Source organism: Devosia sp. Root105 (assembly GCF_001424865.1).
In the GTDB taxonomy this organism is placed as follows: domain Bacteria; phylum Pseudomonadota; class Alphaproteobacteria; order Rhizobiales; family Devosiaceae; genus Devosia_A.
The window spans coordinates 188,164-205,688 of record NZ_LMCR01000019.1 but is presented as its reverse complement, the minus strand read 5'-3'; the positions used below and the strand labels follow the sequence as shown (position 1 = coordinate 205,688).

Annotated in this window: 17 protein-coding genes; 11 read left to right on the top strand and 6 right to left on the bottom strand. The window is 66.6% G+C overall.

From position 1 onward, the window contains the following. The first annotated feature begins 37 nt into the window (after positions 1–37). Positions 38–973 carry a 4-hydroxybenzoate octaprenyltransferase gene (gene ubiA / locus ASC68_RS23455; protein WP_055884934.1) on the top strand — a complete coding sequence of 312 codons (936 nt, stop codon included), beginning with the start codon at positions 38–40 and terminating at the stop codon, positions 971–973. A gap of 251 nt (positions 974–1,224) precedes the next feature. On the opposite strand, the gene ASC68_RS23450 is transcribed toward ubiA, so the two are convergent. Then, positions 1,225–1,752 carry a DUF6101 family protein gene (locus ASC68_RS23450; protein ID WP_055884930.1) on the bottom strand — a complete coding sequence of 176 codons (528 nt, stop codon included), beginning with the start codon at positions 1,750–1,752 and terminating at the stop codon, positions 1,225–1,227. A 325-nt stretch (positions 1,753–2,077) separates the two neighbouring features. Between ASC68_RS23450 and ASC68_RS23445 the strand changes: the two genes are divergently transcribed. Together ASC68_RS23445 and ASC68_RS23440 are read left to right on the top strand one after the other, a co-directional pair. After that, positions 2,078–2,923, top strand: coding sequence for a 3'(2'),5'-bisphosphate nucleotidase CysQ (locus ASC68_RS23445; protein WP_082528421.1), 846 nt, complete (start codon positions 2,078–2,080; stop codon positions 2,921–2,923). Next, complete coding sequence (locus ASC68_RS23440) at positions 2,920–3,168, top strand: DUF4170 domain-containing protein (RefSeq protein ID WP_055884928.1); 249 nt, start codon at positions 2,920–2,922, stop codon at positions 3,166–3,168. Before ASC68_RS23445 ends, ASC68_RS23440 begins: the two co-directional genes overlap by 4 nt. Positions 3,169–3,272: 104 nt before the next feature. Here ASC68_RS23440 and ASC68_RS23435 read toward each other — a convergent pair whose 3' ends face one another. Then, positions 3,273–4,550 carry a glycosyltransferase N-terminal domain-containing protein gene (locus tag ASC68_RS23435; protein ID WP_055884926.1) on the bottom strand — a complete coding sequence of 426 codons (1,278 nt, stop codon included), beginning with the start codon at positions 4,548–4,550 and terminating at the stop codon, positions 3,273–3,275. 157 nt (positions 4,551–4,707) lie between these two features. Here ASC68_RS23435 and ASC68_RS23430 point away from each other — a divergent pair, with 157 nt between their 5' ends. From ASC68_RS23430 to ASC68_RS23410, 5 genes are read left to right on the top strand one after another with little or no spacing between them, the layout of a single operon-like run. Next, positions 4,708–5,670 (top strand): KpsF/GutQ family sugar-phosphate isomerase, encoded by a 963-nt coding sequence (locus tag ASC68_RS23430; RefSeq protein ID WP_055886152.1) that lies wholly within the window; start codon positions 4,708–4,710, stop codon positions 5,668–5,670. Position 5,671: 1 nt separating this feature from the next. Further along, entirely contained in the window at positions 5,672–6,490 is an 819-nt protein-coding gene (kdsB, locus tag ASC68_RS23425; protein ID WP_197421384.1) for a 3-deoxy-manno-octulosonate cytidylyltransferase, read from the top strand. Next, complete coding sequence (locus ASC68_RS23420; RefSeq protein WP_055884921.1) at positions 6,487–7,122, top strand: histidine phosphatase family protein; 636 nt, start codon at positions 6,487–6,489, stop codon at positions 7,120–7,122. The genes kdsB and ASC68_RS23420 overlap by 4 nt, the downstream gene beginning before the upstream one ends. Beyond that, positions 7,122–7,970: a 3-deoxy-8-phosphooctulonate synthase gene (gene kdsA, locus ASC68_RS23415; RefSeq protein ID WP_055884919.1), complete on the top strand. Its 849-nt coding sequence runs from the start codon at positions 7,122–7,124 to the stop codon at positions 7,968–7,970. Before ASC68_RS23420 ends, kdsA begins: the two co-directional genes overlap by 1 nt. Next, positions 7,967–9,274, top strand: a complete 1,308-nt coding sequence (locus tag ASC68_RS23410; protein ID WP_055884916.1) for an O-antigen ligase family protein — start codon at positions 7,967–7,969, stop codon at positions 9,272–9,274. The genes kdsA and ASC68_RS23410 overlap by 4 nt, the downstream gene beginning before the upstream one ends. Here the strand turns inward: ASC68_RS23410 and ASC68_RS23405 are convergent. Beyond that, positions 9,220–10,710: a glycosyltransferase family 39 protein gene (locus ASC68_RS23405; RefSeq protein WP_197421383.1), complete on the bottom strand. Its 1,491-nt coding sequence runs from the start codon at positions 10,708–10,710 to the stop codon at positions 9,220–9,222. The two genes, ASC68_RS23410 and ASC68_RS23405, sit on opposite strands and share 55 nt — an antisense overlap. Before the next feature lie 310 nt (positions 10,711–11,020). Here ASC68_RS23405 and ASC68_RS23400 point away from each other — a divergent pair, with 310 nt between their 5' ends. After that, positions 11,021–12,556, top strand: a complete 1,536-nt coding sequence (locus ASC68_RS23400; RefSeq protein ID WP_055884912.1) for a glycosyltransferase family 39 protein — start codon at positions 11,021–11,023, stop codon at positions 12,554–12,556. Positions 12,557–12,601: 45 nt separating this feature from the next. Here ASC68_RS23400 and ASC68_RS23395 read toward each other — a convergent pair whose 3' ends face one another. Next, a complete protein-coding gene (locus tag ASC68_RS23395) occupies positions 12,602–12,826 on the bottom strand; it encodes a DUF2093 domain-containing protein (RefSeq protein ID WP_055884909.1) in 225 nt (74 codons plus the stop codon). A gap of 150 nt (positions 12,827–12,976) precedes the next feature. Then, complete coding sequence (gene xseA / locus ASC68_RS23390) at positions 12,977–14,524, bottom strand: exodeoxyribonuclease VII large subunit (protein WP_055884905.1); 1,548 nt, start codon at positions 14,522–14,524, stop codon at positions 12,977–12,979. 179 nt (positions 14,525–14,703) lie between these two features. On the opposite strand from xseA, the gene purD reads away from it, so the two are divergent. Further along, complete coding sequence (gene purD, locus ASC68_RS23385; protein WP_055884903.1) at positions 14,704–15,984, top strand: phosphoribosylamine--glycine ligase; 1,281 nt, start codon at positions 14,704–14,706, stop codon at positions 15,982–15,984. Positions 15,985–16,036: 52 nt separating this feature from the next. Further along, positions 16,037–17,008, top strand: coding sequence for a patatin-like phospholipase family protein (locus ASC68_RS23380; protein ID WP_055884900.1), 972 nt, complete (start codon positions 16,037–16,039; stop codon positions 17,006–17,008). A gap of 31 nt (positions 17,009–17,039) precedes the next feature. Here the strand turns inward: ASC68_RS23380 and ASC68_RS23375 are convergent, their stop codons facing one another. Beyond that, positions 17,040–17,480 carry a nucleoside deaminase gene (locus tag ASC68_RS23375; RefSeq protein WP_055884897.1) on the bottom strand — a complete coding sequence of 147 codons (441 nt, stop codon included), beginning with the start codon at positions 17,478–17,480 and terminating at the stop codon, positions 17,040–17,042. Between the last annotated feature and the right edge of the window lie 45 nt (positions 17,481–17,525).

The following is a 17,525-nucleotide window of genomic DNA, read 5'->3' as shown; positions in this document are numbered from 1 at the left end:
AAGTGGCCGACGGCCATCAAGGCATACAAGACCGACGATGCAAACCCCTGAAAAAGCAACAGGTACGGTAGCGGACGCCAGCCGCGGCAACTGGCTCGACCGCTACGCACCGGAGTGGCTGAAGCCCTATGGGCGGCTGGCGCGCTGGGACCGGCCGCTGCCGTTGCTGCTGCTGTTCTGGCCGTGCGGCTTCGCGCTGGCGCTGGCGGCGCTGGCCGAGCCGGAGCGCGGCTTCGACTGGTGGGCGCTCATCCTGTTCTATATCGGCTCGGTGGCGATGCGCGGGGCGGGCTGTACGTTCAACGACATCGTCGACACCGATATCGACATGAAGGTGGCCCGCACCCGTTCGCGGCCAATTCCCTCCGGCCAGGTGACCAAGCGCCAGGCAGCGCTGTTCCTGGTGCTGCAGGCGCTGGTTGGCCTCGTGGTACTGCTGCAATTCAATGCGACCACGGTGATGCTGGGCGTGGCCTCGCTGGTGCTGGTGGCGATCTACCCGTTCATGAAGCGGGTCACCTGGTGGCCGCAACTGTTCCTCGGGCTGGCGTTCAACTGGGGAGCGCTGGTCGGCTGGACGTCGCAGACCGGCTCGCTCGCCCTGCCCCCGCTGCTGCTCTATGTCGGCGGGATCCTGTGGACCATCGGCTATGACACCATCTACGCGCTGCAGGACATCGAGGACGATGCGCTGGTCGGGGTGAAATCCACCGCCCGGCTGTTCGGACGGCGGGCGCGCCTGCTGGTGGCGCTGTTCTATGCGGCGACGGTGGTGCTGTGGGTGGCGGCGGGCCTGCTGGTGGGAGCGGGCTGGCCGTTCCTCGTCGGTATGCTCTCGGTGATCGGCATCCTCGGCTGGCAGGTCCGTACACTCGAGCCGCACAACCCAGCCAATGCGCTGGTGCGGTTCCGGGCCAATCACTGGGTCGGGCTGGCGTTCACCGCGGCACTGCTGTTCGATCTGGTGGTTTAGCTGCGCAACCGAGTACTGGGCCGCCCCCTCCACCAGCTTCGCCGGTCCCCCAACGGTGAGCGCCTATGGCGCTCATCCGTGACCGCGCCACGCGGGGGAGGATAGGAAGCGGGGCCGATCCATTTCTGGACCGACCCCGGCTCGAGCTAAAGTTTTGGAGGTCGCTACGAGTCTTTCCGACAGTTCAAACGTGCATGGGATCGCTGTCGGCTTGTCTTCCTAAGAACGGCTCATCGCCGCAAAAGGTTGCATCAGGAGGCTTCGCCCGGTTTGCGGCGGTTGAGGAAGCGCGGACGCCGCTCGGCGTCGGCGGCGAGGCGGCGGCGGTCATGCTTCAACCCGAGGGCGACACCATCGACCTGCTGCGAATAGGGGAGGAGGTTGCCGTCGCCGGCCTTGATGAACAGTGGCAGGCGGAGCTTCTTGCCCCAGTTCTGCCACTCGGCGACAACGCTGGAATTGCCGATCTCTTCGAACACCCGGTAGTTGAGGTCCGGATCGCCGTGCACCAGCTCGATGGCGCTCGACAGCACGCCTTCTTCGGTGATCGAGGTCGAGACGGCAACGCCGATGAACTCGTCGACCGGCACCTTGATCTTGATGGCGACGCCGCTCTTTTCGAGCGTCTTGCGCACCGTCACGGTTTTCACCGGATCCTTGGGGCCGTTGTCGTTGGCCGGACCGAAATATTTGGCAGTCAGCGGACGTGTCCGCGGGGCACGGCCCTCACCGAACAACATGACAACCGACGACCCGTCGATCCCAACACGACCCTGCATGATAAGCCTTCCTGTCAACTCTCGAGAGCTTGTTTTTGCCGCCCTCTTTGATGCCCCCAATCTACCCGCCCGCCTTGCCACCCCGCTTAAGAAACTGGGTTAAGTTTAGGTTGTTTTGCGAAGGGTTAGCGGGTCGTCACCGGGTGTAACGCAGTCTTAAGTGCGTGTGCTTGCTTAGCTTTAACCACTTGGCTGCGGGCAAGCCCGTTGTGAGGCTCAGTATCCGCCGCAGGCCGGCGCAAACCGGGCGTTCGCAGCATCTGCGGTCTTGTTCCGGCCGGGGGATGCGCCTAGAAGCACCGCCAGCAAATAACCCGGAAACCTGATGCTCAACGCCGCCCCGACTACTGCTGCCGACGATCGCGAATTGCTGCGCTCGGCCGCCGTCACTGCGGGGATCATCGCGGCTGGCTATTTCCGCAAAGACCTGAAAACCTGGACCAAGGAGAACGCCTCGCCGGTGAGCGAGGCGGACATCGTCCTCGACAAGTTCCTCAACTCGGCGCTGCTCACTGCCCGCCCCGATTATGGCTGGCTGAGCGAAGAGAGCGTCGACAACCCCGAACGGCTAAGCCACCGCCGGGTGTTCGTGGTCGACCCGATCGATGGCACGCGCGGCTTCATCCGCGGCGAGGACAGCTGGACGGTGTCGCTGGCAGTGGTCGAGGACGGCGTGGCGATTGCCGGCGTGGTCTACGCACCGGTGCGCGACGAGATGTATGACGCGGCGGTCGGCGATGGCGCCCGGCTCAACGGCAAGCCGCTGGTGCGGCAGCGCCACCCCGGCCGGACGGCGCCGCTGATCCCGGCGCCGGGCGCGGTGCACCAGGAGCTGCAGGCAGCGGGCCTCGAGTATACGCGCGGGCCGTTTTACCCCTCGCTGGCCTATCGGCTGGCGCTGGTCGCTTCGGGCAAGCTCGACGCCGTGGTGGTGCGGCGCGGCGCGCAGGACTGGGACGTGGCGGGCGCGGCGTGCATTCTCAGCGAGGCCGGGGTCGGTTTCGAGGATGTTTGCATAGGTGCCTTGCGCTTCAATCGCCCGGAAACCCGGCATGGGGCGCTTGCGGCGCTGGCAGAGCCTTCGCTAAAAGCGCCGTTACATGCGGCGCTGGTCAAGGTCTATGGCTGCCCGCAGCCACAGGAAGTCGATCTGGAGCATCTGAAGCCGTGAGCAAGACCAAGAAACCCGAGCCCAAGCAGCAGCTCTTGCACCTCGTCATCGGTGGCGAAGTGGAAAAGGGCGAAGACATCGTCTTCAAGGACCTGGATGCGGTCGACCTCGTCGGGGTCTATCCGAACTATGCTGCGGCACACGCGGTGTGGAAGCAGAAGGCGCAGCTGACGGTGGACAATGCCGAGATGCGCTATTTCGTGGTGCACCTGCACCGCCTGCTGAACCCGGAAGACGACGAGTAAGCGTAAGGCCTCCGCCTCCACCCCTGTCCCCTCCCCGCAAGGGAGAGGGAGAACCCTCACACTGACATCTAGGCGATCGTCTCCTGCCCCTCTTAGGGGGAGGATCAAGGGTGGGGGTCAACCCTCGCCGGCTTCGCGACCTGCGCAATGAGGCTCGCCGCCAGGGCGTCGAGCCGCCCGGCTGCCTGCTCCGCTACGCTGCGGAAGGCGTCGATCATTCGTCGGCGGTGCGCCTCGTCATCGAGCAGATCCAGCACCGCCTGCGGGAGCTCCGCCGCACTGACCTGTACCGCACAGCCGATCGCCGACAGCGCTTCGTGCAGCGGCTGCTGCCGCTCGATATGCGGGCCGTAAAGGCTGGCGGCGCCCAGATGCAGGGGTTCGCTGAGGTCGTGGCCGCCGATCGGCGCGAAAGTGCCGCAGACGACACCGATACCGGCGCGGGCATAGACTTTGCCGAGCGTTCCCATCTCATCGAGCCAGACGAGACCGCCGGCACCGGTGATGGCGGCCGCATTATCAACGATGGCGAGGTCGGCGCCCAAGCTGGTGCTCAGCACTTCGCCGGGGATCTTGCCGGGATAGCGCGGCACCAGCACCAGCCTTGCCTCGGGACGTCTGATGCGCAGTTCGGCGATCGCCGGGGCGAGCACTCCAACCTCGTCGCGATGGACGTTGCCGAAGACAATGAGTGGCGGTGCGTCTTTGCTCGCCGCGCCGCCGCGGTTGAGCGGCACGAGCTTCAGGTTGCCCAGCACGTCGATGCGATCACGTGGCACGCCGAGTTCGGCATAGCGGGCGGCGATAGCCTCGTCCTGCGCATAGATGTGCTGCGCTTTGGCGATGGTGCGGTTGGCAACGGCAGGGTTGCGCTGGTGACGGGCGAAGCTGCGGGGCGACATGGTGGCGTTGACCACCGCCACCGGGACGCCGGCGGCCTCGGCGGCGGCAAACTGGGCGGGCCAGAACTCGGATTCGACCAGCACCAGCAGATCAGGCCGGATGGTCTCGACGATGCGGCGCTGCGCCTCAAGCGTATCGAGCGGCATGATGAAGCTCGCGGCCTCGCCGGCGATGGCGCGGACGCGGGCGTAGCCTGAATAGGTCGTGGCCGAGAGAACGACCGAGAGTTTGGGATCCTGCTCGAGCAGGCGCTGGCGGAGCAGCTCGGCGACCTTGGTTTCACCGGCGGAGACGGCGTGAATCCAGATGCGCTTGCCGGCCGCCGGCTGCGGCAGCGTGGGGTTCAGCCGTTTCGCGAACCAGGCGGCGCCGCCCTCGTCGCTGTTGGAAAAGCGCGACAGCACGGCGTAGTGCAGCCAGGATGCCGCCGTGACGAGCCCGCCATAGGCTTTCCAGCGAAACGGCACGGTTTCGGTCACGCGGGTTACTCCAACTGCCCTGCCCTGCTGACTAGCCGCTCCGCCTGCGGCGCACAACCTTGCGACGTCCAAGCGATTGCTGATAAGCCACGGCATGTCTTTAGCAAGGCGCGGGCCGGGTCCTCACGTGCGCTATCCTATCGCCAACGATGCGCGTTTGCAGCAGCTCGCTCTCGATGAGGCGCGCGCCGCGATCCGGCTTGAAACCGAAGGGCTCGAGGCGCTGGCCGCCGGGCTCGACGGCGCCTTCGTGGCGCTGGTGGAGCTGATCCAGCGGGCGCCGGGGCGGGTCATTCTTTCGGGTGTCGGCAAGAGCGCGCATATCGCGCGCAAGGTTGCAGCGACGCTGGCCTCGACCGGTACGCCGGCGCAGTTCGTGCATGGCGGCGACGCCAGCCACGGCGACCTCGGCATGATCACCACTGCCGATGTGGTGGTGATGTTCTCGAAATCCGGCGATACGGCCGAGCTGTCCGATCTCGCCAACTACTGCGTGCGCTTCGATATTCCGCTGGCGCTGCTCACGGCGCGTCCGGACTCGCGGCTGGGACGGGCGGCCAACATCGTGGTGACGCTGCCCGATGCGCGCGAGGCGTGCGAGATCACCGCGGCGCCGACCACGTCGACGACGATGATGGCGGCGCTGGGCGATGCGCTGGCCGTGGTGCTGCTCCGGCGGCGCGGCTTCCAGGCCGCCGATTTCCATGTCTTCCACCCCGGCGGCACGCTCGGCAGTGCGCTGCTGACCGTCGGTGAGGTGATGCACCGGGATGACAAGCTGCCGCTGGTCGGCGCTGAAGCGAGCGTCGCGGCGGCGATCCTCGAGATGACGTCGAAGGGCTTTGGCTGCACCGGCGTGGTGGACGAAGCGGGCGACCTGCTCGGCATAATCACCGATGGCGACCTGCGCCGGCATATGGCCGATGGGCTGCTGCAGCAAACGGCGGCAGCGGTGATGACAGTCGGGCCGCGCACCATCGGCGCCGACGCCTTGCTCAGCGAAGCACTGCGGCAGATGACCACCCTGACGCCGCGGATCACCGCGATCTTTGCCATGGACGGCCAGCGGCCGGTCGGCATCGTGCATGTGCACGATTGCCTGCGCGTCGGCCTCGTCTGAGGTGAGCGACCTCATCGTCATTCCGGCCCGTTATGGTTCGACCCGGCTGCCCGGCAAGCCGCTGCACCCCATTGCCGGACGCATGCTGCTGGAGCGGGTGGCGGCGATCGCGATCGCCGCGGCGCGGCAGCTCGGCGACGCCGAAGTGCTGGTGGCGACCGATGACGAGCGCATCCTGGCCGCAGCGCACGGCCTCGGGCTCGCGGCGGTGATGACGGCGAGCACAATCAGCTCCGGCTCCGGACGGGCGCTGGCGGCGCTCAAGGCGACCGGGCGCTCGGCCGGGCTGGTGGTGAACCTGCAGGGCGATGCGCCGTTCACCGCGCCCGAGCACATCGTCGAGATCGTCGAGGCGGCGCGGGGTTCCACGGCCGACGTGACGACGCCGGTGGTGCAACTGGATTGGGCGCGGCTCGACGCGCTGATCGAACATAAGCAGACGACACCGGCGAGCGGCACGACCTGCATCCGCGATGGCGCCGGCCGGGCGGTGTGGTTCTCGAAGACGGTGCTGCCGTTCATGCGGAAATCAGCCGAGCTGCGTGCCGCCGGACCATTGTCGCCGGTGCTGCAGCATATCGGGCTCTATTGCTACCGGACGCCGGCGCTCGAGGCCTTCGAGGCGGCGCCGCAATCCGAGTATGAGCAGCTCGAGGGGCTGGAGCAGTTGCGGCTGATCGAGCTCGGGCTCGATATCCGCGCGGTGATCGTCAAGTCGGGGCGGATCACCATGAGCGGCGTCGACAGCCCAGCCGACGTGGAGCGGGCGGAGCGGCTGATCGGGGAGCTCGGCGATCCGTTCGTCGACTGGCGCGCATGACCCGGCTGGTGATTGTCCGGCATGGCAACACCTTCGAGGCCGGTGAGCCGCCGCGTCGAATCGGCGCCCGCACCGACCTGCCGCTGACCGCGGCCGGGGTGGCGCAGGCCGAGGCGCTGGCCCGCCATTTTGCGGCGAACGGTATCGTGTTTGATCGGGTGCTGAGCGGCGCGCTGCAGCGAACACGGACGACGGCCGAAGCTATCGCAGCGGGGCAGCCGATCGAAACTGCGGCATTCCTCACCGAGATCGACCACGGGCCGGATGAAGGCCAACCGGAAGCAGCCGTTATCGACCGGATCGGTAACGACGCCATCACGCTGTGGGAGACACACTGGGTAGCGCCAGAAGGCTGGGAGGTTGGGGCGCAATGGCGCCTTTCGGCATGGCGGGAGTTCGTGGAGCGGGCGGCGGAGGAGTTGCCCGGCGGAACGATCCTGCTGGTGACCAGTAATGGAGCAGCGCGGTTCGCCCTTGCGGCGATGGGCCTAAAGCCTGGGGAAAACCGTGCCGGCGTCAAATTCCGTACAGGAAGTTATGGTGTGTTGGAGATCGGCAGCGGGGCCGATTTCCGACTAGTTGGGTGGGACATACGACCGGGCGAAACGCCCGGCGATATAGGTTTGTTTTGATGCAGCAGGTTTTTGTCGATGCGCCGAACGGGCGGCGCGTCGGGTTTGGTACTGATCTCCCGCTCGCCTTCATTCTCGGCCCGTGCGTGATCGAAAGCCGCGATCACGCATTGAAGACCGCGCGCTTTCTTGCCGAACTGGGCGAGCGCCGCGGCATTCCGCTGATCTACAAATCGTCGTTCGACAAGGCCAACCGCACCAGCGCCAAGAGCTTCCGCGGGATCGGCATCGACGAGGCATTGCGCATCTTCGAGGCGGTCAAGGCTGAAACCGGCCTGGCCGTCACCACCGACGTGCACGAGCGCGAGCAATGCGCTGCCGTGGCGGAAGTCGTCGACATCCTGCAGATCCCGGCCTTTCTCAGCCGGCAGACAGACCTGCTGGTGGCGGCTGCCGAAACCGGCCGCGTGGTCAACGTCAAGAAGGGGCAGTTCCTCGCGCCCTGGGACATGAAGAACGTGGCCCAGAAGCTCGACAGCGCCGGCGCCTCCGGGGTGCTGCTGACCGAGCGCGGCACGAGCTTCGGCTACAATACGCTGGTGGTCGACATGCGCGGCCTGCCGATCATGGCCGCGACCGGCAAGCCGGTCATTTTCGACGCCACGCACTCGGTACAGCAACCGGGCGGGCGCGGCGAATCATCGGGCGGCGAACGGCAATACGCGCCGGTATTGGCGCGGGCGGCCGTAGCCGTTGGTGTTGCCGGGGTGTTCATCGAGACGCACGAAGACCCCGACAACGCGCCGTCCGACGGCGCCAACATGATCCCGTTGAGTGAAATCGACGGGCTGGTGGCGGACCTCGTGGCGCTCGACGCCATCGCCAAGGGCCGAGGCTCCGGTCGATGATCGCGGCGGTCAAGAGCGGCTCGCCAAGCTACATCCGCTGGGCCTGTCTGGCGACGATCGTGTTTTTGTTCGCCCTGCCCTGCATCGTCGGGAGGCTCACCACCTATTTCCTGCTGCTGTTGGCGATCTTCGTACTGATCTCGCCATCGGTGATCGCGGCGTTCCGGTCGCGCAGCCGCAACCCGATCGACGTGATGTTCGTCACTGCGGCAGCACTGCCGGCGGTTGCGTTCCTGTTCACGTCGGAAGATGCGGGGGACCTGCTGTACGCGTTCAACTTTGCTCCATTGTTGCTGGCAGTGCCGCTGCGTTGGCAGCTTGAAAAATACGCGCAGGTCGACAGCGCATTGCTGATCGGCCGGTTGTCACTGGCTGGCGCCGGTATCGCAGTCATCGTGGGTGCGGTGCAGGTCGGGCTGCTCGGTTACGACCGTGCGGGGCAACCGCTGATGAGCACGTTCCATTTTGCCGACACGGCGATGCTGCTGGGCTTCACAGCGTTGGTGGGGCTGTTCGCCCGCAGCAAGCAACGTGGACGCTGGCTGTACCTGCTCGGGCCCGTGTTCGGCATCCTGGTCGCTCTGTTGAGCGGCACACGCGGCGCGCTGATTGCAGCGCCGGTGCTGGGTTTCGTGGCGCTGGCCTTTGCCCTGGCCAAGGCTCCGGCACGGCATCGCGGCGTGACGCTGCTGGTGGCGGGGGCGGTGGTGGTGCTCTCCGCCATCCTGCTGTTTGTCGCCGCAAAGGCCGGGTTGACCCGCGCGCTGGATGGTTTCTCGGTGACGCAGGACGTGATTGCCGGCGGTGCTGTCGATCAATCGACCCAGGAGCGGCTGACCATGCTGTGGGGCGGCTACCAGGCGTTCCTGCGTGCGCCCTTGTTCGGCTATGGCTGGATCGACATGGTGCCGGCGATCCTGCCCTACGTCCCGAGCGGCGAGGTAGAGCGCATGCTGACCTTCCGGCAGTTGCACAACGGCCTGCTGAGCTTTGCCGTCGGCGCCGGAATTCCCGGAATCATCAGTTTCCTGATCCTGTCGGTGGCCCCGGTGATCGCAGTGTTCCGGACACCCCGTGACGAGCTGTTCGTGCCGCGCCTCTACCTGGCGGTGACGCTTTGCGTCGGTTACGCGGTGTTCCAGCTGACCATCATCATGATCGGCTTCGAGTTCCACACCGTGCAATATGCGTTCATGACGATGGTGATCCTCGGCTTCGTCCGGGTCCCGGCGGCGGCGATGGAGCCGGCTCAGTCGGCCCGGGGCAACGCGCCGGTGGCGCCGGAGACGGCAAGCACGGCGTAATACTCTTCGCCCCGCCCTGCCCCTTCATCGCGCTTCAGCACGGTGACGAGGCGCGTGTTCGAGAACTCCGCACGCGGCGGCAGCGCTTCGGCCGCCGCCGGGGACCTCACGCTTTCCACCAGCAAGGCGGGCGACGATGTGGGGTAGCGGGCTTCGGGCGGCAGGAAGTCGTAACGCGGGTGAGGAGCGATGTCGCGGACCGGCCGACTGTCTCCTGCGGCGCGGCCATAAAAGAACAATTCGCCGGTGAGGCGGTAATTGCCCTCGGTCCAGATCACCTGGGCCCCAGTCTCCTCGGCCAGCTGGCGTATCTCGGCGGCCAGCTTGTCCCAGCCGCGCAGCATGCGGGTGCGGTCGGCATAGCCCAGATCCAGCGGATGGTAGACCGCCTGCACGTAAGCAAAGCCGATCAGCGCCAAACCAAAAACCAGCAGCAGCGCGCTGCCGACCGCCACGATCCAGCGTCCGAAGGGACGCGCCGGCAACAGGCAGACGAAGGCTGCGCCGAGCAGGGCCAGCACTGGCGCGACCGGCTGCAGCCAGTTGACCTCGACGCGGGCGTGCAAAGCGTGAACGAGGAAATAGGCGAGGAGCGGCAGCGTCGTCAGCACCGGCAGCGCCAGCCTGGCGCCGGCGCGCCTGCCGTAGCCGAGGAAGAAACCACCCATCGCAAGCAGAGCGCAAAGCAGCAGGACCGGTCCCATCGCCGCGGCCTGGCTGATGACGAACTCGCTCACCAGCCGCCCGAATGCCTCCTCGAACGAGACGACGCGCGCGCCCTGGAACAGGAAGGACTGCCAGTCGTGCTGGTAGTTCCACCACAGCACCGGAGCAAAGACGAGCAGCGCGAGCAGGCCGCCGGCCCAGAGCTGCCAGCGGCCGAACTGGCGACGGCCATCGGCCGTGCCGATGAGGAACAGCACAAGCCCGATGCCGAACCAGGCGTTGGTGTATTTGGAGGCAAGGCCGGCCCCGGCAAGCAGGCCGACGGCCAACCACCAGTTCGGCCGGGAGCGCGTCACGGCTTCGGCCGCGGCCCATAGCGACAAGGTCCAGAACAGCGTCGATGGAGCATCCGGGGTGGCGACGAAGTTCACGGCGCCCTGCAGACTGAGGCAATACCAGGCCACGGCCAGCGCGGCGGCGCTGCGACCCGGAACGAGCAGTCGACCGGTGCGATAGAGCGCCGCCAGCACCGCGATGCCGGCCAGCAATGGCAGCAGGCGCACGCCAAGCAGCGTATCGCCCCCAATGAGCCGGCCGAGCGCCGTCATCAGCGCGACGGCGGGTGGATGATCGAGGTAACCCGGCGACAGATAGGCCGACCACAGGGCGTAGTACGCCTCGTCGCCGTCGAGACCGACGCTCAACGCCACGTAGGCCTTGGCGACAAAGCTCGCCAGCACCACCACCAATGCGAAAACCTCGGCGCCCACCAAACCCGTCCGGACGGGCGTCTCGAATGGGATGTTGGTTTCGGCGGCCATGGGACTCGGGGAGTAACGCGAAGCGGCGCACCCTAACCACGGATCAGCCCGCTTCGGAATGGTTTTCGGCGCGGGCGAGGCAGCGTGACCCAGAGGTGGCAGCGGCGGCGGGTTGTGCAGAACTACGCGATAGACAGTATTTCCCCAGGGCTTTGACGCGCGTTAGCTTTCCTTACCGCACGGTAATTTGACTTGCGGGCAGACAATCGTTAGCCACACCGCGATAGACGTAAGCGGCAGGTCGAGGACCCAACCGTCCATGCAATCGCCTGCCTTTCCCCACAGCGAGTCCGCCGGCGAAATCAAAGCGCCGTCCGCGGCGCATTGGGCGCTGGCCGTCGTCGCGCTGGCGACGATCGCCCGGATCGGGCTCGCCGCCGTGCTCCCGGTAGGAGTGGACGAGGCCTATAGCATTGGCATCGCACGGCAGTTTTCGCTGAGCTATTTCGACCATCCGCCACTGCATCTGTGGTTGGTCGGAGGCTGGGCGAAGCTCTGGGGCAGTGAAGATCTGCTGCTGCTGCGCCTGCCGTTCATCGCATTGGGGGCGCTGTCATCGTGGCTGATCTACGCGCTGGGCGCCCGACTGTTCGGGCCGGTTGCGGCGCTGTGGTCGACGCTGCTCTTCAACCTTGCGCCGGTGTTCGGGCTGGCGCATGGGGCGCTGATCTTCCCTGACGGGCCGCTGATCGCTGCGGCGCTGGCAACCGCACTGGTGGTGGCGCAGATCGTCCTCGCCCCCGGCGAAGGCCGGCGGCTGGGGCTGTGGGCGCTGGCCGGGCTGCTGGCGGGCCTGGCGCTGCTGTCGAAATACCACGGCGTGCTGCTGGTGCTGGGCATCCTGCTGTTTCTCGTTACGACGCGCGAGGGGCGGCGCTGGCTGCTGACGCCGGGTCCGTGGCTGGCGGCGGGGATCGCCGTCGCCTGCTTCGTGCCGGTGCTGGTGTGGAATGGCCAGCACGACTGGGCGTCATTCGCCTTCCAGGCCGGTCGTGGCCGGGTCGGCGGCGGAGGCGACGTGCGGCTGTTCGGCCCCATCGAATCGCTGCTGTCGCAGGCGGTGTACCTGCTGCCTTGGATTGCCGTGCCGCTGGGATGGTTCCTGGTGAGCGGCCTGGTCAGCGGCCCCAACAACGCACGGCGCTGGCTGCTGGTCTGCCTGGCGCTGCTGCCGATCCTCATCTTCACCGGGCTGACGCTGACCGGCCGCGGGCTGCCCCACTGGCAGATGCCGGGTTGGCTGTTCGCGATCCCGTTGCTGGGTGAAGCGCTTGCCCATGCAGGCCGGATCACGCGGCGGATCGCTGTCGCGGTCGCGGTGATCACAGCGCTCGGGCTCGCGGCGCTGGCGACAGTGGTCACGATGCAGGCGCGATGGGGCAGTTTCGATGCGCAGACGCTGCAACTGTTCGGCGGGAGCGACCCGACGGACGCACTGCTGTCCTGGGAGGCGGTGCGTCCGGAACTGCTGAAACGTGGGTTGCCGGCGGACGACCGAACCTTCATCGGGACGTTCAACTGGGTGCGGGCCGGTGAGCTCAACGCGCTGTTCGGAAAGCAGCTTCCGGTGCTCTGCCTGTGCGGCGACGCGCGACATTTCGACTATCTCAACCCGCCCGAGGCCTATGCCGGGTGGAATGCCATCCTGATCGGAATGCCGGGGCACATCGACGACGATGCGGCTTTGCGCGAAAAATTCGCGGCGCTGGCGCCGCAGGAAGATATCAGCCTGAGCAAGGCGGGACGCGTGGCGGTGCCGCTGCGGATGAGACTCGCCAGCGGCTTCAGACCCTAGGTGCGGCGCTTTCGAAGCGGAGAACCGGCAGCTTATTGAAGCCGTTCAGCGGGTGCCGAGGCCGTAGCGCTTATAGGCTTCGTGCGCGGCGTCGGCGTTAGCGTACGGCTCCTGCCGGTCGACGTTCCAATAGGTCAGCTCGTCGAGCGCGATCGGCACGCCGGTGATGGCGCAGCGAACAAAACTGCCTGGCCGCAGCACGACATAGTCGGCATCGAGGTAACGGACCTGCGCCTCGGAGGGGCTGAAGCTCTTGTCGAAAATGTTCATGGCACCACCAGATATAGGTCAGATCAGCTGACTTGGAAACCGGCTGATCCCGAACCGCGCAATGGCAAGAGCTGAACGGGTTTCGTGGCGATTTTCAGAACAGACCATGGGTTCTCGAACAGGCATGATCCGCAGGACAGGCTCCGGTTCTCAGAACAGGCTTTCCTGACCCTCTTCGTCGCGCGGCGGACGCACCTTCTTGCGGGCGACCAGGCCGCTGCCGACGGTGGCGCCGATGGTGCCGTCGGACACCTGGATGTGCACGGCATCGCCCGGCTTCACCTCGGCGGTGTGCTTGACGATGTGCCCCTCGGCATCGGTAACCACCGAGAAGCCACGTTGCAGGATCGAGCGGTAGTCCGCTGCCTCGAGCAACCGGGCCGCGAGGTCGAGGTTGCGGCGGCGCTGATCGACGAAACGGGCAACAGCCGGATGGAGGGCGGCGGCGAGCGGATCGAGGCGGCTGCGCAGATGCCGGATCTCATTGTTGAGCGCTTTGGGTGAGAGGCGGCCCGCCGCAGCGACGAACAGGCCGCGTTTCCGCTCGGTGGTGCGCGAGGCGGCGGTATCGGCGCGACGGCGGAGATTGTCGAGACGGGTCGTGAGTTCGGTGGTACGGCGGGAGAGCAGGTTCGGCGTCAGCTTGTTGGCCGAGCGGCCGAACTCGATGCGCTTCTTCTGCTCGGCATGGCGCAGGGCAGCCGCAAGGTTGGAGGCGGCATGATCGAGGCGCTGGCGGGCCGAGGCGACGAGATCGAGGGGACGCGGCAGCCCGGCGGAGGCGGCGCGCAGGCGGTCGCGATAGTTCGAGGCGGTGCGCCGCATGGCGTGGCGCTGACGGCCGCCGATTTCGTCGACATAGCCGATAAGGTCGGCCCGCACCGGGACGGCGGCCTCGGCGGCGGCGGTGGGCGTGGGGGCGCGATGATCGGAAGCGTAGTCGACCAGTGTCGTGTCGGTCTCGTGGCCGACCGCGGTGATGATCGGAATGCGGCTAGCAGCCACGGCGCGGACGACGATCTCTTCGTTGAAGCCCCAGAGATCCTCGATGGAGCCGCCGCCACGCGCGACGATCAGCACGTCGGGGCGCGGAATTGCCCCGTTGGGCGCGAAAGCGTTGAAGCCATTGATGGCGGCGGTAACTTCGGCGGCGGCGGTTTCGCCCTGCACCCGGACCGGCCAGACCACGACGTGGCTGGGGAAGCGGTCGGAGATGCGGTGCAGGATATCGCGGATCACTGCACCGGTGGGCGAGGTGATGACGCCGATGACGCGCGGCAGGTAGGGCAACTCGCGCTTACGCTCGGAAGCGAATAGCCCCTCGGCGGCAAGCTTCCGGCGCCGATCCTCGAGCAGCGCCATCAGCGCGCCGGCGCCAGCCGGCTCGATCTGCTCGATGACGATCTGATACTTGGACGAGCGCGGGAAGGTGGTGAGCCGCCCGGTGGCGATGATCTCCATGCCTTCCTCGGGCTTGAAGGTCAGGCGCGGCCACGAGCTCTTCCACACCACCGCATCGATCGAGGCGTTCTCGTCCTTCAGCGTGAAGTAAGCGTGCCCGGAAGAATGGACGCCGCGGAAGCCGGAAATCTCGCCGCGCACCCGGACATGGCCGAACTCGTCTTCGACCGTGCGCTTCACCGCCTGGGCGATCTCGGAGACGGTGAACTCGGCGGCGTTGGTCAGCGGTGTGGGCATGGGTGAGAGGTGCGGGAAAGCCACGAGTCCGTCAAGGGTGGCGGCACAATCGAGCAGATGCTAGATGGGCGCCAAATGGCCATGCGCCACACGCTGGGCCACCCCTCGGGTGAGGCGTCCAGCCTCATCCCCTCCCTCAACGCGGGGAGGATCAACGGCAACATCGGAGCTGATGGCTGATGCGCATTCTGGTGATCGGGTCGGGCGGACGAGAGCATGCGCTGGCATGGGCGATTGCCCGGTCGCCGCGCTGCGAAAAGCTGTTCGTGATGCCGGGGAACGGCGGGACCGGTGAGATCGCCGAAAATGTGCCGATCGATATCACCGACCATCAGGCGGTGATCGATTTCGCGCTCGGCAACCAGGTGGATTTCGTGGTGATCGGGCCCGATGCGCCGGCGGTGGCGGGATTGGGCGACGATGTGCGGGCGGCCGGGCTGCTGTGTTTTGGACCGTCAAAGGCCGCGGCGCAGCTCGAGGGTTCGAAGGCCTTCACCAAGCTGCTCTGCGACGAAGCCAAGGTGCCGACAGCCGCCTATGGCCGGTTCGACAATGAGAGCGATGCGCTCGCCTATGTGCACGACCAGGGCGCGCCGATCGTGATCAAGGCAGATGGCCTCGCAGCCGGCAAGGGTGTGACGGTGGCGATGACCATCCAGGAGGCGGCGGACGCGGTGCGCGACTGCTTCTCGGGCGCCTTCGGCGACTCCGGCTCGACGGTGGTGATCGAGGAATTTCTCGAAGGCGAGGAAGCCTCGATCTTTGCCCTCTGCGACGGCGAGAGCGTCGTGATGCTGCCCAGCGCGCAGGACCACAAGCGGGTATGGGACGGCGACCGCGGCCCCAACACCGGCGGCATGGGAGCCTACTCCCCTGCCCCGGTGATGACGCCGGAGATGACGGCGCAGGTCGAGAACGAAATCATCCTGCCCTCGATCCGCCGGATGGCGGAGCGCGGTACGCCGTTCACCGGGGTGCTGTTCGCCGGGATCATGGTGACGCCGAGGGGGCCCAAGCTGATCGAGTACAATGTGCGGTTCGGCGACCCGGAGTGCCAGGTGCTGATGCTGCGGCTCAAATCCGATGCGCTGGACCTGTTGGAAGCGACGGCGCGCGGCACGCTGAAGACCGCGAAACCGGAGTTCAGCGACGAGGTGGCGCTGACCGTAGTGCTGGCCGCCAAGGGCTATCCGGTCAATCCCGAAAAGGGTAGCGAGATCCACGGGATCGACGGCCAGGACGACGACAGGCTGATGGTGTTTCATGCCGGCACGCTGCGCCGTGACGGCAAGCTGATCGCCAATGGCGGGCGGGTGCTGAATGTGACGGCGCTCGGCCGCACAGTCGGCGAGGCGCGGGACCGGGCCTATGCGGAAGTGGACCGGATCGACTGGCCGGAAGGCTTCTGCCGGCGCGATATCGGCTGGCGCGCCGTGGCGAGGGAACTGAAACCCGCCTGAACATCTTATAAACGAGAAGAGCGTATCCTACCTCCTTATCGTGACCCATGAGATGACAACGCCGATCGAGCCGACGCCGCTGCAGCGGCGGGGGCAGCAGATTGTCGATCGCCTGCGTGGCGAGTTTCGTGAGCACACCCATGGTCAGGCCCCGCCGCCGGAACCGCGGATCGGCGTAGCGCTTGGCGGCGGATCGGCCCGTGGGCTGACCCATATTCCCTATATCGAGGCGATGGACGAGATGGGGCTCAGGCCGCACGTGATCTCGGGCACCTCGATCGGGGCGCTGATCGGCTCGGGCTGGGCCAGCGGGATGACCGGGGCGGAACTGCGCGAGCACTCGTTCTCGGTGCTGGGGACCATGCGGATCATCGCCGGGCGGCTGTGGGGGGCGCAGGTGCGCAACCTCGGCAACTTCTTCCAATCCGGCTTCAACGTGCAGCTCGACGCCTGCCAGGTGGTGGATGCGTTCCTGCCCGACCCGTTCCCGCTCGAATTCAAGGACCTCAAAACCAAGTTCTACGTGGTGGCGACCGACTTTCAGTCCTGGCACCAGGCGGTGTTCTCGGAGGGGCCGCTGCGCGAGGCAATTGCCGGCTCGATCGCTATTCCGAGCCTGTTCAAGCCAGTGTCGTTCGCCAATCACCTCCTGGTCGATGGCGGCGTGGTGAACCCGTTGCCACTCGACCAGGCGGCGGCCGACACCGACATCCTCGTCGGCATCGACGTCAATGGCGACCCGTCCGAACAACTCAACAAGACCAACCACAAGGCGCTCGATGTGTGGTTCGGCGCGGCGCAGATCATGATGCACTCGCTGACGGCGCACATGATGGCGGCCTATCCGCCCGACGTTTACGTGCGGCCGCATCTCAGCGCCTTCGGCGCGCTGGAGTTCTGGCGGGTGCGCGAGCTGGTGGCGCATGTCGAGAAGGACAAGGACAACTTCAAGCGTGCGCTGGATGGGCGGATCGAGTCGTTCCTCACCAAGCAGCAGGACTCGATGCGCGCCGAGGCTCGGTAGGGTCTTGGGTGTGATGTTGGTCGGCCGGTGCCTACCGCAGGCCCTGGAAGAACGTCTTCAGCAACTCCCCCGACCGCTTGGCTCCTACCCCGCCGATGACTTCCGGGCGGTGGTGGCAGTTGGGACTTTCGAACAGACGGACACCGTTGTCGACGGCGCCGGCTTTCAGGTCTTCGGCGCCGTAGTAGACGCGGCGGAGGCGGGTATGAGCAATGGCGCCGGCGCACATGGCACAGGGCTCGAGCGTTACATAGAGATCGCAGCCATCGAGCCGGCCAGTGCCACGCGCCGCAAGCGCGGTGCGGATGGCGAGGAACTCGGCATGCGCGGTGGGATCGTTCAGCTCGCGCATGCGGTTGCGCTCGGCGGCGAGCACGCGATCACCTTCAACGATGACGGCTCCGACGGGCGCTTCGCCGGCGGTGGCAGCGGCTTCGGCGAGGGCGAGGGCCTGATCCATAGGGGTGGGCATGGCGGGTGTTTAGCATCCGTCGTTGCGAACAACCACCGTGTGATG

Coding starts and splice junctions, on each gene's coding strand:
- ubiA (WP_055884934.1), top strand. CDS start 38: ATGCAAACCCCTGAAAAAGCAACAGGTACGGTAGCGGACGCCAGCCGC.
- ASC68_RS23450 (WP_055884930.1), bottom strand. CDS start 1,752: ATGCAGGGTCGTGTTGGGATCGACGGGTCGTCGGTTGTCATGTTGTTC.
- ASC68_RS23445 (WP_082528421.1), top strand. CDS start 2,078: ATGCTCAACGCCGCCCCGACTACTGCTGCCGACGATCGCGAATTGCTG.
- ASC68_RS23420 (WP_055884921.1), top strand. CDS start 6,487: ATGACCCGGCTGGTGATTGTCCGGCATGGCAACACCTTCGAGGCCGGT.
- kdsA (WP_055884919.1), top strand. CDS start 7,122: ATGCAGCAGGTTTTTGTCGATGCGCCGAACGGGCGGCGCGTCGGGTTT.
- ASC68_RS23410 (WP_055884916.1), top strand. CDS start 7,967: ATGATCGCGGCGGTCAAGAGCGGCTCGCCAAGCTACATCCGCTGGGCC.
- ASC68_RS23400 (WP_055884912.1), top strand. CDS start 11,021: ATGCAATCGCCTGCCTTTCCCCACAGCGAGTCCGCCGGCGAAATCAAA.
- ASC68_RS23395 (WP_055884909.1), bottom strand. CDS start 12,826: ATGAACATTTTCGACAAGAGCTTCAGCCCCTCCGAGGCGCAGGTCCGT.
- xseA (WP_055884905.1), bottom strand. CDS start 14,524: ATGCCCACACCGCTGACCAACGCCGCCGAGTTCACCGTCTCCGAGATC.
- purD (WP_055884903.1), top strand. CDS start 14,704: ATGCGCATTCTGGTGATCGGGTCGGGCGGACGAGAGCATGCGCTGGCA.
- ASC68_RS23380 (WP_055884900.1), top strand. CDS start 16,037: ATGACAACGCCGATCGAGCCGACGCCGCTGCAGCGGCGGGGGCAGCAG.
- ASC68_RS23375 (WP_055884897.1), bottom strand. CDS start 17,480: ATGCCCACCCCTATGGATCAGGCCCTCGCCCTCGCCGAAGCCGCTGCC.